Annotated in this window: 12 protein-coding genes and 1 pseudogene; 3 read left to right on the forward strand and 10 right to left on the reverse strand. The window is 28.8% G+C overall.

Features of this window, described 5'->3' with window-relative positions; genetic code table 11:
- Nucleotides 1–13: 13 nt before the first annotated feature.
- The 4 genes and pseudogenes from HN587_07655 to HN587_07670 form a co-directional block, all read right to left on the reverse strand.
- Entirely contained in the window at nucleotides 14–1,714 is a 1,701-nt protein-coding gene (locus HN587_07655; protein MBT7903713.1) for a hypothetical protein, read from the reverse strand.
- Nucleotides 1,711–2,802 (reverse strand): NAD(P)H-hydrate dehydratase, encoded by a 1,092-nt coding sequence (locus HN587_07660; GenBank protein ID MBT7903714.1) that lies wholly within the window; start codon nucleotides 2,800–2,802, stop codon nucleotides 1,711–1,713. The genes HN587_07655 and HN587_07660 overlap by 4 nt, the downstream gene beginning before the upstream one ends.
- Before the next feature lie 92 nt (nucleotides 2,803–2,894).
- On the reverse strand, nucleotides 2,895–3,980 hold the full coding sequence (locus tag HN587_07665) for a phosphotransferase (protein MBT7903715.1): 1,086 nt from the start codon (nucleotides 3,978–3,980) through the stop codon (nucleotides 2,895–2,897).
- 71 nt (nucleotides 3,981–4,051) lie between these two features.
- A pseudogene (locus HN587_07670) lies at nucleotides 4,052–4,186 on the reverse strand (AbrB/MazE/SpoVT family DNA-binding domain-containing protein).
- A gap of 325 nt (nucleotides 4,187–4,511) precedes the next feature.
- Between HN587_07670 and HN587_07675 the strand changes: the two are divergent.
- The gene (locus tag HN587_07675) at nucleotides 4,512–5,255 is read left to right on the forward strand and encodes an HIT family protein (protein MBT7903716.1); all 744 of its coding nucleotides are present in this window, start codon (nucleotides 4,512–4,514) and stop codon (nucleotides 5,253–5,255) included.
- Nucleotides 5,256–5,343: 88 nt separating this feature from the next.
- On the opposite strand, the gene HN587_07680 is transcribed toward HN587_07675, so the two are convergent.
- On the reverse strand, nucleotides 5,344–7,461 hold the full coding sequence (locus tag HN587_07680) for a diphthine--ammonia ligase (protein ID MBT7903717.1): 2,118 nt from the start codon (nucleotides 7,459–7,461) through the stop codon (nucleotides 5,344–5,346).
- A gap of 58 nt (nucleotides 7,462–7,519) precedes the next feature.
- On the reverse strand, nucleotides 7,520–8,182 hold the full coding sequence (locus HN587_07685) for a hypothetical protein (GenBank protein ID MBT7903718.1): 663 nt from the start codon (nucleotides 8,180–8,182) through the stop codon (nucleotides 7,520–7,522).
- Between the two features lie 130 nt (nucleotides 8,183–8,312).
- Between HN587_07685 and HN587_07690 the strand changes: the two genes are divergently transcribed.
- Both HN587_07690 and HN587_07695 read left to right on the forward strand, forming a co-directional pair.
- Entirely contained in the window at nucleotides 8,313–9,272 is a 960-nt protein-coding gene (locus tag HN587_07690; GenBank protein ID MBT7903719.1) for an Lrp/AsnC family transcriptional regulator, read from the forward strand.
- 108 nt (nucleotides 9,273–9,380) lie between these two features.
- On the forward strand, nucleotides 9,381–9,941 hold the full coding sequence (locus tag HN587_07695; GenBank protein MBT7903720.1) for a histidine phosphatase family protein: 561 nt from the start codon (nucleotides 9,381–9,383) through the stop codon (nucleotides 9,939–9,941).
- Between the two features lie 82 nt (nucleotides 9,942–10,023).
- Here the strand turns inward: HN587_07695 and HN587_07700 are convergent, their stop codons facing one another.
- The 4 genes from HN587_07700 to HN587_07715 all read right to left on the reverse strand — a co-directional run bounded on the left by HN587_07700 (nucleotide 10,024) and on the right by HN587_07715 (nucleotide 14,508).
- The gene (locus tag HN587_07700; protein ID MBT7903721.1) at nucleotides 10,024–11,580 is read right to left on the reverse strand and encodes a carboxypeptidase M32; all 1,557 of its coding nucleotides are present in this window, start codon (nucleotides 11,578–11,580) and stop codon (nucleotides 10,024–10,026) included.
- Between the two features lie 224 nt (nucleotides 11,581–11,804).
- Nucleotides 11,805–12,119: a hypothetical protein gene (locus tag HN587_07705; GenBank protein ID MBT7903722.1), complete on the reverse strand. Its 315-nt coding sequence runs from the start codon at nucleotides 12,117–12,119 to the stop codon at nucleotides 11,805–11,807.
- An 11-nt stretch (nucleotides 12,120–12,130) separates the two neighbouring features.
- Nucleotides 12,131–12,742: an NAD(P)H-hydrate epimerase gene (locus HN587_07710; GenBank protein ID MBT7903723.1), complete on the reverse strand. Its 612-nt coding sequence runs from the start codon at nucleotides 12,740–12,742 to the stop codon at nucleotides 12,131–12,133.
- Between the two features lie 41 nt (nucleotides 12,743–12,783).
- Nucleotides 12,784–14,508, reverse strand: coding sequence for a hypothetical protein (locus HN587_07715; GenBank protein ID MBT7903724.1), 1,725 nt, complete (start codon nucleotides 14,506–14,508; stop codon nucleotides 12,784–12,786).
- Nucleotides 14,509–14,588: the final 80 nt, after the last annotated feature.

The raw sequence follows: 14,588 nt of genomic DNA on the forward strand, positions 1-14,588 counted from the left end.
TTAAAAATACATATTAAAAATTTACAGGATAATTATGTCCTAAATTTTTTCTATTAGTTAATTCTTCTATATGTTTAAATCGTTCAGTGTGTATTGTTGAAAGATCTTTTTCCATTTCTCCAAGTATCATAGATACATAATTTCCACCTAAAAAGTGAGGTAATATTACATAGTCTGCACCATATTTATACAAATCTAACGCTTCATCAATTCTACTTGCAGTAACAAAAACTTTAATATTTTTATTCATTCGTTTTATTGTTCTAAGCAAACATTCATTATCTTCATATTTATTTGCAGTACTCACAACTAATTGAATTCTATCTAAATTTAATCTCTCTATTACTTCATGATCACATATATCCCCATACATACAAGGAATTTTACTTTGAGCTAATGCTTTAATAACATCAGGATTATAATCAATCACTAAAACATTTCTTTCTTTCTCACGTAACGTTTTCAAAATACTATAGCCCACTCTATCATGCCCACATAATACAATTTCATAATCTTTAGAGGGTGTTGTTTTTTGTTGTTCTGAATGTGCATGAGACAATAATGGTTTTAATTTAGGTATGAGTCTTGAAAAAGAGGAATAAATCAAATGTTCATACTTCACTAAATATGATGTTCCAACCATTGTAAGTATCGCAACAAAAATCGTTATGGTCAATAGATCGTGAGATATTTGTCCAAGAATAACTCCTTGTGCGACTAGTATTAATGAAAATTCACTAATTTGTGCAAGACTAAGTCCTGCTTCAAAAACAGTTTTTTTACTATAATCATAAATCGAAATAATGAGCATAATGAGTAACGGTTTTAACACAACTGCAATAAGTGTTAACACAATAATAGGAACTATATTTGCAATCACTCCGTCAAGTTGTAATTGTAAACCAAGTGATGTAAAAAATAAAATAAGGAAAAAATCTCGCAAAGATTTTACTCTTCCAATTATTTCAATGTTATAAGGTAGATTAGCTAAAGTAACTCCTCCAATAAATGCGCCAATTGCAATACTATATCCCACCGCATGAAGAAGTAATGAAAACAAAAAACAAATACTCAAAGATATCAATAATAAAAGTTCTTGATTTCTTGCTGCAAGTTCAAATACTTTTGGAAATAAATATTTACTACATAAAACTGCTATTAAAAATATGGCCAAGCCCTTAGCTAAGAAAATTAACACATATAATACAGTAATTTCTTGTGTTGAACTAAATGCAGTTAATGCGAAAATTGCAAAAAAATCTTGTAATAATAATATTCCAATTGCAAGTCTCCCATGTAATGTTCCTAATTCTTTATTATCAGATAATAATTTAATTACTATGAGCGTTGACGAGAATACAACCATCGCACCCAAATAAACACTTTCAAGTTTACTAAACCCAAGTGCACGAGTAATAAAATAGCCTAGAATAAATACTGTTACCACTTGCAATGTTCCCGTAACTGTGGCAACACCACCCATTTTTTTAATTTTCTTAAAACTAAGTTCTAATCCTACAATAAAAAGAAGAAAAGCAATTCCAATTTCACTTAAAGTATAAATTAAATCAGTATTAATTTCACCAAATAAGTATCCCACAATAAGACCTGCCAAAACATATCCTGGCAAGAGTGGTTGCTTAATTAAGCTTGCAAAGTATGCAAATATTGCCGCAAGTATTATTATTACTCCGATCTCAACAAATAAATTCATTTCTTCACTCTCCTTTTAGTGGATTTAACCAATTTGGGTTTAACTAATTTAGATTTAACTGATTTAGGTTTAATTAATTTAGATTTAACTAATTTAGATTTAACTAATTTAGATTTAACTAATTTAGACTTAACTAATTTAGACTTAACTAAATTAGATTTAATATATGATTTAGCCTGAATTTTTTTAGATTTAACAGATCTTAATTTTAACTGTTTAATTTCGTTAATAAAATCACTAGCAACAAATCCTAGCCCATAACCTGTTTTTTTAAATAGCAAATCTCCAATTTTTTTACATTCATAACTTGCAAGTCCAGCACTCATAAATAAGTCTTCTGTTTGTGAAATAAAGCCAGCACAAATGCCAGCCAGAATATCTCCAGAACCACCAACAGTCATTCCAGGATTTCCACCTTTATTAACTAAAATCTGGTTTTTAGAGATGATCAAATCTATTTGTCCTTTTAGTAAAATAACATTTCCTAAACCAAAAAAATCTCTTAGTCTTACTTGAATAAGTTTTGCCAATTTTAATGAATTTTTACGATCTTTAATTTCTTCTAATAAAACTGTTTTACCTGAATTTTTGAGCAATATTTCAAATTCAGTTCTATGAGGCGTAATTACACAATCACAAATTAAATCTAACTTAACTAATTTAATTGCATCAGCATCAATTACTCCAAGACAGGATTTATTTTTAAGCAAATTCTTTACAAGCGTCTTCCCTACACTCTTGCCAGATCGCAAACCCAAACCAGGTCCGATTAAAACAACATCGCAATTTTGAATCAAAGTTAATATTTTTTTTGTATGACTTACATTCAAATAATCTCCTTTAAATTTATGAGTTATGAGATCTAAACTAAATTTATTAAGTGCCCAAGAAACATTTGATGGAGCAGCAATAGATACTAGATCTGATCCAGTTCTGAGTGCTGCAATTCCTGCTAAACCTACTGCTCCAACAAACTCTTTACTCCCGCCTACAACCAGGACACGTCCATTTTGTCCTTTATGTGAATCTAATTTCCTCACAAGCTTACGCTTTGTTTTCATAAAATCTGATTTTTTTATTACAACCATTTTTTAGTTTTCACAACTTTAATTTTTAAGATTTATTTTTTTAAAATTATTTTCCAAAATAAAATCAAAAAAACACACAATCCAAATATAACTCATAAATTTCGGAGTGCTTTTTCGTTTTTATCAACCCATTTTAATTGTTCTATTGCTTCAATTGCCATACTCATCATTGTTGGATCAGACTGTTCTTTGTATATTTTATTTAAACAAAACATGTATGTATCCATGAGGTCCAATCTAAGAAAAAATGGTATGTCTTTACTTTCTAATTTAAATCCTCGACCATATTTTCTAGCATTTTTAAAATATAATTTTAAAAAGAATTTTGCTTGATCAAAATTAAATTCTTGATCTTTATTTATCGTTGCAAAATAATACATGCTTTTAATCAAATCATATTGTCTTAAATCAGTATGACTATTGTCAAAATCAATAACTGCTTTTACTTGATCTTGATCATAAATTATATTTCCTTCATGAAAATCAGCATGTATAGTAATAACATCTTTTCGACGATAATTTAATGATTTACTATGTTTTTTTAATTTTTTATAATTCTTTTTTAAATATCTGCTATTCTTTTTAACAAACTGATCAAATCCACTTTGCTCTTCATTTTGTTCAATTAATGATAAAAATGATTCTCCACATTCACAATCTTGCCATATTGTTTGCAACATATCAAACGATAAACAACTCACATCCATATTTTTAGGTTTATCTTTAATTTTCTTTTTACTAATAACTTCATGATATTTTACTAAGTGTTTTACTGATTCAATTATTCTGGTATGAACTCTTTGATTGATTTCATCTTTAGTTCCCTTAAATAAATCTTCATAAAATCCCCTGCCATCTATAAATGAAAATAAAGTAAAGAAGTGATCCCCCTTCATAGTAAATGTCCCACCTAATTCATTTTTCACAGGCACCGGAACTGAAAAATTATTTTGGTAAAGATATTTTAAAATATCATGTTCATATCTTATTGATTCGGCTTTTGTATTAGGATTCTCAAATTGTTTTATTGCATGTTTTCGCAAAACAAATCTGCCTTTAGTTGTTCTAACTTCCGCATTAAGATTCATCAAACCATCTTTTATCGTTTTGTATCTTTCTAATTCTCCCAAATTATATCTACTTAGAACTTGCGTTATTTCTTGCCTACTTGTTCTCATTCACTAGCACCTCTTTTCCCTGCATTTTGCGTTTTTTTCTGGCTTTTTTTAGGAGTTACAATTACATCTTTTTTGAGTATAATATTTCCTTCAGAATCTAGCATTACCTTGATTTTATCGCCCTTTTCCCAGCCCTTTGCTTCAACTATAGCCTTGGGCAAGGTCAGTTTATACTGTTTATTCAAATCAAACTGTAATTTTACCACTTTTCACGCTCTTTTTTCTTAAAACGGCTTTATTTTAACTAAAATTAAATCAAAACCAACCACAAAAATAAATTATACATAATCCCAGGCATAATTTAATACCTCAAATAATGCTTCATACAATACCTTAAATTATACATATTGTATATAAATCTTTTGGTTTCTATAAATAAAAACACATCCCAAACAAAAAACACAAAAAAAATCATAACAAAAAAAAGTAGGATAAAATACTACCAAGTTAAAGAATATAAATAAGTCTTAAAATACAATAAATAAAAAAACATAACAACAAAAATAAATTAATTAAAACGAGAGACGATAAATGAATTACAAAAATCACGCACCAAATCAAATTAAAAAAAAATCAAATTGTATTTTTTGTGATCGAGAAAAAGTAAATAGTGAACTCCTTTTTGAAACATCAAATTTTTATGTTAAACACGGACTTTGTCTAATCTCCCCCGGACATGTTATGATTATCCCAAAAAAACATTTTAAATGTTTTGGCGAACTTCCAGATTACCTCGATGAAGAATTTTTAGAATTAAAACAAAAATTAATCAAATTTATAACCAAACATTTCTCAGAACCATTCCTAATAGAACAAGGAAATTGGGCTCAAAGTGTTTTTCACGCACACATCCATTTAATTCCGCACAAAACTAAAAACCATGACATAAATATCATACAAGAAATGGTCATCCCAAGTAAAATACCATTCAAAAAAACTACTTGGAAAGAAATAAAAGAAATTTATGAAAAAGAGAATGGATATGTAATGTATGAACAAAACAACCAATTAATCATTTGCGACATTAAAGGAATTGATGAAAATTCAACAAAACATCACAAATATCTAAGTTATAGAGGATTCCTAACTAAAATTGTCGGATTAAAACACATTTTAGACTGGAGAATCATGACAGAAGAAGATAAAATAATTGATCAAGAAAAAATTAAATTAACAAAAAAAATATTCAACAAATTAAATACCCAATCAAAACTAAATTTAAAATCAGAATCAAATATACTGTTTACCGCAGAACAATCTCAAATTCCACAATAAATCACAATTTAATATTACCATAAAATAAACACAAAATAGAACTAAAATAAAAAATCTAAAATTAGAATATCCTCAAGTACCAAAATATTTATTTATCAACTAATTCTGCTTTTTCAACAATTAAATCACCGCAATTTTTTGCTTCCATTTCTTTGCGAGATTTAATAATTTTTATAGATTTTTCAAAAATAGGTCCATCAAGCATCAAACTTTCAAATTCTCCTCCTTCGCCCGCAACATTAAACCCAAATTTAGAATCAAATTCTGCTAATTTATCAACATCAGAATAATAAATTTCCCTACCCAACCAACTTTCGTCTAAACCTTCTGCTGCAACTCGAGTCATCATAAATTTAAATCCGGAATCTAGTATTTGTTTCATTTCAACTTCTTGATTAATATGCCATAACGGCGAAAATATTTTTAATCCAAGGCAATCACAAATTGTTTCTATTCTTTTTCGTTGATAATTCGAAAACAAAGCTCCACTTACGACCCCTTGAATCCCATATTTTTCTTTAGCAAGAATTAATGCAGTTTTCAAATCATCCAACTCTTTTTCTTTTTCGCCTTTTGTTTCTTGAATAATTAAAGGAACGTTCATCGACTCTGCTTGTAATTTTACCAAATCAATTGCAGGATAATGAAACATAAATGATTCGGAATTTTCACTTTTTATTGTAATAAAACATCCAAGTTTATAATTTTGACGAAGCATAGTCCACGCAGCATAAATCCCATCTTTTCCAGAACTAATAAGCGCACCTAAATTAACATTATGTTCAGGATAAAATTGACGCAGATATTCAGATTTTAATTTAAACCCATTTTTTTTAGTTAATTTAATTAATGCTTTATGTAAATTAGATCCATATTGTGCTGCTTTTTTCCGTCGATAAACAAACTCTTCAGAAAGTCCTAATTTTAAAGCAACTGAACGCAACACAAATTTTTCATGACCTTCACAAATTTTGTATTTAGCAGGAATTTTAAGTGCATATTCTGCCAAATTACAATCAAGTAAAGGCAATCTTAACTCAAGATGATTAAACATAGTTATCACATCATCACGATAAAGATCACGCTCATAAATTTTTATGAGTCCAGAAAGACATTCATTATTCACATTTTGACTTTGTTTATGTCGATTATATCCTGCAAATATTTCTTCACTACCAAGCCCCGAAAATATTACTTTATTTCCATCTTTACTTGCTTGTTCACATGCTGCAAAAAAAGTTAATGCAACACCCACTTTTACAACATTAGAATCTTCAATTAATGGAACTATTTTCTTTAAATATTTTTCAACATCACCTATTTTAATTTTAATTATTTTTAGGTTAAGTCCAATTTGTGCTGCAATTTTTTTAGCATAAAATAAATCTTCAGGTTCTTTTAATGCAGGATCCTCAAAAACTGTTGTATAACAATCAAATTCATATCCTTTTTGTTTTAGAATCCAAGCAATTATTGTAGAATCAATCCCTCCTGAAAAAAGTAATGCAAATTTTTTATTAGGAACTCTTTTAAGAATTGCTTTATGCAATAAATCATCTACCTTTTTTTGAATTTCTTCAAAACTAGATTGTAATTCAGGTTCTATTTTAAAATATTCGCGTTCTTTAAAACTAATTTTTTGCGTACTTAAATCATAAATTAAAATTTTTCTAGGATTAAGTTCGAGTACATTAACATATCCAATTTTTTCTAATGCTTTTTTTTCTGAGCTAAAAGAAAACTTTTTTACTGGACTATACCATAAAGGTTTTATTCCAATTAAATCTCGAGCTAAATAAATTTTTTTATCAGAAAAATATACAAACGCATAAACTCCATCAAGTTCTTTTAAAATTGAATCCAAATTATCAATTCCTTTTTGTTGAATTAATTTAAAAATTAATTCTGCATCATTTTTTGCTTTAATTTTATATTTCAAACAAAGTTCTTGCCAATTATATATTTCACAATTAGCCGCAAATACTACTTTTTCATCACCACTACCAAATTCAAATGGCTGCAATACTGGCTCATTTTTACAATCAACAACCGAATGAAGAACATGACCAATACAAACCGAATCAACATATTTAATATCAGATCCATCCCTGCCCCTATATTGAATTAATTTTAATCCGTTTTTTACAGTTAAAACTAACTTGTCTTTAACAGTTTCTGAATCCACAACACCTAAAATTCCACACATAAAATAAAAAAATAGAATGACTATTTTTAAATCTTACTGAGTAATTCAATTTAAAACTTCAAAAACTATACGCACCAATTGCTGCTTGTCTTTGAGTTGTTGGAGGTTTTGCTATTGCTTCTAATTCGGAAAATTCCATAACAGAAGGATTACAATGATTTTCAGTTAATCGTTCAGCTAACTTCGGTTTTGAACTCATCAATGTAGCATAAGCACTAGATATGTCCCCACCAACTAATTCAGACGATTTCACCATAACAGTATGTGTTTTTCCTGCAATTTTAACAGTGCAAACCCCATACACAGAATCACCCGCCACCCGACAATTTATTTTAGTTCCTGGAAGAAGTTCAGTTTTATATCGTTGCACACAATTTTGAACATATCTTGCAACTTCATCAACAACTGGCACACCAGATACAGGACATTTACCCTCACAACCCTCATTTGGACTAGTTACAGGATTAAGTTCTGCCTCAGTCATCAAATATTGAGAAAGATCAATTCGCAGACTAGGTTTAACTCTAACATCAGGTCTACTAAAAACAACTTCCGCCTCAACAGTTTTTGGAGCTTCAACCAATTGAGTTGCAATTATTTCTTCTTGTAATAATTCATCCAACATCGCTCGCTCTCTTTGTTGCGCACTCATTCCAGTAGCACAAGCATTCAACGTCAATGCCGCAACAACCATACTTGCAATATATCCTAAAGATCTCATTTATTTCACCCTTGTAAACTTGTTTATTCTGATTAAACTACATAAACCAACATAACTAGATTAAATTAACCTAACAAAAATTGGCCATAATTAGAAATATTTATATAATAATGAAACTTTAAACAATTTTATGGAAAAAATGAATTCAAAACAAGAGAAAATCCTATCCATACTAGACAAAGATGCTCGTTTAAGCCACTCTAAGATAAGTCAATTATGCGGAGTACCTAAAAGCGTAGTTACCTATAACATAAATCAACTGATACAAACTCAAATCATCAAAGGATTTACCACTTTAATTGATCATTCAGCATTAGGTTTTGTTGAATTAAGAGGATACATAACAACTTATGATACTAATATAGACAAAGAAAAAAAATTTATCGATTATTTAAAAAAATTAAAAAATACAGGAGTAGTTGTTAAAAGCGCAGGAGATTATAGCATAGTGGTTAGTTTCTACACAAACAATCTTTCTAATTTCTGGGTTGAATGGTTCGATATTCTTAAATTACACAAAGAAGTTATTAACAAATATTTTTTTAATATAATTATTGAAAAGCAAATGTTTCCGTTTTTTGCAGATATCCAAAAAAGAACTAGTTCTCAATTTATTATTGGAAATAAAAAAGCTCAAGAAATTGATGATACTGATAAAAAATTAATTGATTTTTTAACAAAAAATTGCAGGCAACCAATTCATGAAATGGCAAACGCATTAAATCTTAAAAGTAGTTCAATTATTTATCGCATTAAAAGATTAGAATCAAAAAATATCATTTTAGGATATTATACCATATTTGATTTATCAAAATTAAATAAAGAATATTGCAGAGTTCACTTCCAATTTGATAATCTGTTAAAATTTGATAATTTAATATTAAACTTAAAATCAACATCACAAGTTTTAAGTTTTGCAAAAACAATTGGTGCAGGAAATGAACTCGAAGTTGATTTTGTAGTTGATAATCTAGATGAGCTAATTAAAACAATAAATAATTTTAGAGAAAAATTTCCTGGCTTAATTAGAGGATATAAATATTTTAGAATAATTGATATTTACAAATGGAACCACAAACCTAATTTTTAAGAGGAAAGCATCAATAGTGTTACCTTGACAACTAACCCTAATAAAATTATTAAAATATAACAAATGATCCCATAAAATTTATAAACCACCCATCCCAAATTAAATATTATGAATAACACAATTATTTTTTGGAGACACGCAAAAACATTGAAAGATAGTTCAATTCCAGTTAGTCAATGGATTCTTACAGAAGACGGAGTAAAAAATGCTCAAGAAGTGGCAGAAACTAAAGTTTTTGATGATGTTGATATTATAATTACTTCTACAGAACCTAAAGCGTATGAAACCGCACTTCCAGTTGCAACTAGACTTAAAAAAGAGATTATTAGAATTCCAGAACTTAGTGAAATCAATAGAGATAAAGGCAAAATGATGTCTAAAGATGAATATGATTTCATGAAAAAAAAGATTTTTGAGGATTTAGATTACACAGATCATGGCTGGGAAACTTGCAATAGTGCTTTAAATCGATTTTCTACTGCAGTAAAAAAAATAGATGAACAATATGAAAATAAAAGAATTCTTATTGTGGCTCACGGAACTGTCATGAGTTTATTTTTTGCATCTCTTCAAGGCAAACTTGATAACTTAATGAGTCGTTGGAAAGGTCTTGGTTTTTGTGACTTTGGAATTGTTAAAGATAACAAAGTGTTAAAAGATGTTATATAAATAAACATACTGCATACGCATACAAACAAATCTAACAAAAAAAATTCAAGAAAAAAATAAAAATTAAATTATTTTTTCAAATTTATTCTTTAATCCCATAAATTGGATAATATTTCTCTTTAAAATAATTAATTAAATCAACATGAGTTAATTCACGACCAGTTGCTTTTTTAATTATTTCAGGCGTGCTCATCGTGCGCCCATGTTTATGAATTTTTTCTCGCAACCAATTTCTAAATCCATCAAATTTTCCTTTAGAAAATTGTTTTTCAATATCAGGAATTTCTTTTTTGATTTGATTAAATAACATGGCAGAATACATCGTTCCAATTAAATAAGTTGGAAAATATCCTAAAAATCCACTACTCCAATGAACATCTTGCAATACTCCTTCTGAATCATTACGAGGAGTAATTCCTAAATATTGTTTATATCTTTTATTCCACTCTTTTGGTAAATATTTTACTTTAATTTTTCCAGCAAATAAGTCTTTTTCAATCTCATATCTTATAATAATATGGATTGCATAAGTTACTTCATCTGCTTCAATTCTAATAAATGAAGGTTCAACTTTATTTACTTGAAACAAAAATTCTTCAAATCCTAATTTTTTTAACTCAGGAAATTTAGCCGCAAATTTTTTCCAATAAAATTTCCAAAAAGGTTTTCCCCTCATTACTTGATTTTCCCAAATTCTTGATTGAGATTCATGAATACCAAATGATGGTGCATCACATAATGAGCCTCCGGAAAGATTTGCACCCATTCCGAGTTCATACAAAGCATGTCCCGATTCATGTGCAGTTGACGTAAATGAAAACAAAGGATCACTTTTTCTATACGCAGTTGTTTGACGCACATCATTATAAGACATCCTAGTAGTAAATGGGTGTACAGATTTATAATCAAAAAATCTATCAGGACAATCAACAATGTAGCTAATAACATCCGCAACTGCTTCTTTTTGTTTGTCTACTGAAAATTTAAGTTTTGCAAATTTATTTTTTTGTTGTTTATACTTTTTAGATGATTTAATTTTATTGATTATTTCAATTAATTCTTTCTTAAACTGATCAAATACAGGATCTATTTGAGCAATTGTTGTTCCCTCTTCATAATCTTGCAACAATACATCATACGCATTTCTTTTTGAATCAATTAGTTTTGCTTCTTTTTTCTTCATAGCAACAACTTTTTCTAAATATGGCTTAAACAAACCATAATTCTTTTTTTCTCGTGCAACTTCCCAATAATGTTCTGATTCCGCAGATAATCTTGCAAAATCTTCAACATGTTTTTGAGGAATTTTACGTTGTTTTGATAAATCAATTTTAAATCTTTCAACTAAGGAACAATCAATTTTAGAGAGTTGATTCTTATATTTAAACAAAAAATTAACAAGCGAATATAACTTTGAATCCGTAGCTTTTGAATGTGCAAGCACACCTAAATAAGCTAATTGATCTCCTCGTTCTTCAACTGCAGAAACTGGCATTTGTGTTGCGCGATCCCAATGAAGTAATGCAGAAACACCAAGCAAAAGTTTTAACTCTTTATCTTTTTCTTTGAGTTCTTTAATTTTCGTAACAAGAATTTGTTTAGAAACTAATTTAGTTTTTGTTTTAGCTTTTAATTTCATTTTTACCTCTTTTATAATGATGAATAAAATAATCAACCAACATTAATTAATATAATCAACCAAAATTATATTCATAATAATAAATTAGTATTTTAACCATTTATAATATTTTCTAATTTAAAAAATAAATTTATCACTCAACCAGTATTTAAAAAATAAACAAGCTAAACTTAATTGTAAAAAAACAAGAAGATCGCATAAACTAAATAATTACACTAAGCATATCAATTTTTCTTTTGATATTTTTTCTTTTTCACAAACTTTTCATATTCTCCCAACATAAATTTATTATTTGGGCATTTTAACAGTTTACAAAAAGGTTTATGATGGCCCATTCGCCATTTTGCATTATGAAAATGACAAGGTTCATCAACTATTTTTTCACCTACAGGCAATTTATGAGGAAAATAATGAGGAGGACAAAATCTAGTTTTACTAATTATTGTTTTATCAAGTATATTCATAAACCACGGTTCACCTTTTTTCTTAGGTTTTTTAAAACTTGATTTTTTATTAATTTTTTTTTCTTTTTTATTCAAACTGCAATCACCTAAAACACGCCAAGTCCAATATCTGCAACCACAACTTTTTTTCCAAACTGTTCTAGCCCAGGTTTTGTATCATGAATAGCAATTATTAAATCTGCATTAATACTTTGTTCAGAATATTCTCCAGTATCAGGATTAACTCCTGTTGGAACATCAATTGAAATCTTTTCTACTTTTCTTGAATTAATCCATTGAACTGCAGTGGTAATTGGTTCTCTTAATTCACCTTCAACACCAATGCCAAGTAATGCATCAACAACAACGTCACACTTCAAATCAGCAACCGATTTTACAAAAATTTCTTTGTTTTCTTCTTTTTGAATTTCATACAATCTTTTAAGATTAGTTTCTGCTTCAAATTTTAAACTACTTGCATCACCTATAAAACTTAATTTAACCTTATATCCACAGTCAGCCAAGTATCTTGCCGCAACAAAACCATCTCCACCATTATTGCCATGAAAACACATAAATAAAATTCTTTGATCTTTATCATAACGTTTTTGAATTTCCTCAGAAATAGCCTCGCCTGCTTTTTCCATCAAGTCAAGTTTAGACATCCCATTTAATTCTGCTTGATTTTCTAATTCAATCATCTCAGCGGTTGTTATCATAATTTAAGAAAAAGTTTCATTATTTATATATTTTTAGAAAACTACCTTGCTCGAGGTGCAAAATTTCTTAATTGCATTTGTACAAGTTTAGGTTTTTTTGCAGGACCTTTAACTCCCACATAATTTTGAGTTAAGGTGGGACTTGCATATAATCCAGAATTAAATTGTCCTGCCTTACCCGCATATGCACTTGATGCTTCATAATACCCATCAGGTTTAATTTTCCCATTCATAGCAAGTTTATGTGCTTTACTAATTCCTCTACTGTATGCAAGTTTTATCCATAATTCTTTCATTTCAGGAGGTTGTAATTTAGAATATGCTTTTTTGAATTTCAATCCCAATTTAGAATCATCTCCTTCAGAATAGTCTTCAAATCTATAATCTAAATAATTCAAAAATGCTCCAGCAGATGCCGCATTAAATGAATTTCTATACGCAACATTTTGCCAAACATCTTCAACTGCAGTTGCAACTGTTTTTGAATCATACTGTTTTAATACAGAACCAGGATTTAACAAATCAAATAAATCCTCAGGATTATCTGAATTTCTCGCAAGTACTATTTTTAATGTTTGACTGAATTCTTCATTATCGTATTTTGCAAGTTGTTGATAAAAATGAGATACTTGTTTTTGACTTCTGCCATGAGTTAAATTAATTACCCGTTCAACATATCCTTTAAGTGAAGATAAGTATCTATTAACTTGTCGATCTTGTTTTCCTTCAAGTCTTAACTGCGCATAAATTTCACTTCCTGCAGGCCAAACTTTTTTACTTTTAATTGTAGCAGTATTAGTTTCCATTTCAAGATTCACTAAATCTTTTAAATCAAACACTGCTTGATTAATATCTCTTAAATCTAAAAGTAGAGTTGAATCACCAAATAATAAATCAAAGTGAGGCGCAACACAAGCACCATACATTTCACGAAATCCCCTTGATTTACTACTTTGAGAAATTAATGTTTTGGTAAGTTCTACAGGTGCTTCTTTTTTTAATTGCCAAGGCCCACAAGCACCAACTGAATTACACCCATCATGTTTTCCCACATAAGTTCCACCTTTAGTTTCTTGCCAAAGTATTCCTTCCAAAAATAATGGATCAATAGTGCTGTTACAAGCTTGCGCATATTCGATGTTAGTATAAAATTTAGGATAGATTAAATCTCTAAGTTTATTATTCATAATATAATGTTTAACTTCTTTAGGAGTCCACTGAGTTCCTTTTGCAATTCTTTTAAGTTCAGCATCAGATAAAACAAAAAAGTCTCCTTCAACTTCCATTTGTAGCCCGTATTTCAAAAAAAATTCATGCAAATTCATATCTTCAAGATCTTTTGCTACTTGCACAGGTTTGAACTGTTGCATATTATCAGAAATTGATTTTGCACTCAAATCAAAGTCATCTATTTTTGGTTCAGGTAATTCAAGATTGGGTTCTAAAAAAGTAGTACTATCTGAACCGGCAGACCCGAGTAATTTATTAAATTCAAAACTAGCACTGCTTTCTAATTGAGTAGTATCAACGGTTCGAACTTGAGCTTGATTTGATTTTAAATCAGGAACTTGAATTTGATCATCCACACCAGATCCACCACCAAATAAAGAACTAAAAGCAATTTTTGCTGCTAAACCTACTATAGCATAAGGATACACCTTTCGCGGATTAAGAAGTCTTTCTCTCACCACTTTTTGATATATTGTTCTTACTAGCCCCATAATATCAAAACGCTTGAATTTTTCATCATATTTAAATGTTTCCATTAATTACCACTGCAAAGTGACTAAATAACCAAAAAGCTTATAAATAGGTAAAACCATCAGAATAACCAACGCCACAAATA

The organism is Candidatus Woesearchaeota archaeon, assembly GCA_018675335.1.
Taxonomy (GTDB): domain Archaea; phylum Nanobdellota; class Nanobdellia; order Woesearchaeales; family UBA11576; genus JABJCP01.

Excerpts from the sequence above, each read along its gene's own strand:
- HN587_07655 (MBT7903713.1), bottom strand. The coding sequence starts at position 1,714 with ATGAATTTATTTGTTGAGATCGGAGTAATAATAATACTTGCGGCAATA.
- HN587_07660 (MBT7903714.1), bottom strand. The coding sequence starts at position 2,802 with ATGGTTGTAATAAAAAAATCAGATTTTATGAAAACAAAGCGTAAGCTT.
- HN587_07665 (MBT7903715.1), bottom strand. The coding sequence starts at position 3,980 with ATGAGAACAAGTAGGCAAGAAATAACGCAAGTTCTAAGTAGATATAAT.
- HN587_07675 (MBT7903716.1), top strand. The coding sequence starts at position 4,512 with ATGAATTACAAAAATCACGCACCAAATCAAATTAAAAAAAAATCAAAT.
- HN587_07680 (MBT7903717.1), bottom strand. The coding sequence starts at position 7,461 with ATGTGTGGAATTTTAGGTGTTGTGGATTCAGAAACTGTTAAAGACAAG.
- HN587_07685 (MBT7903718.1), bottom strand. The coding sequence starts at position 8,182 with ATGAGATCTTTAGGATATATTGCAAGTATGGTTGTTGCGGCATTGACG.
- HN587_07690 (MBT7903719.1), top strand. The coding sequence starts at position 8,313 with ATGGAAAAAATGAATTCAAAACAAGAGAAAATCCTATCCATACTAGAC.
- HN587_07695 (MBT7903720.1), top strand. The coding sequence starts at position 9,381 with ATGAATAACACAATTATTTTTTGGAGACACGCAAAAACATTGAAAGAT.
- HN587_07700 (MBT7903721.1), bottom strand. The coding sequence starts at position 11,580 with ATGAAATTAAAAGCTAAAACAAAAACTAAATTAGTTTCTAAACAAATT.
- HN587_07710 (MBT7903723.1), bottom strand. The coding sequence starts at position 12,742 with ATGATAACAACCGCTGAGATGATTGAATTAGAAAATCAAGCAGAATTA.
- HN587_07715 (MBT7903724.1), bottom strand. The coding sequence starts at position 14,508 with ATGGAAACATTTAAATATGATGAAAAATTCAAGCGTTTTGATATTATG.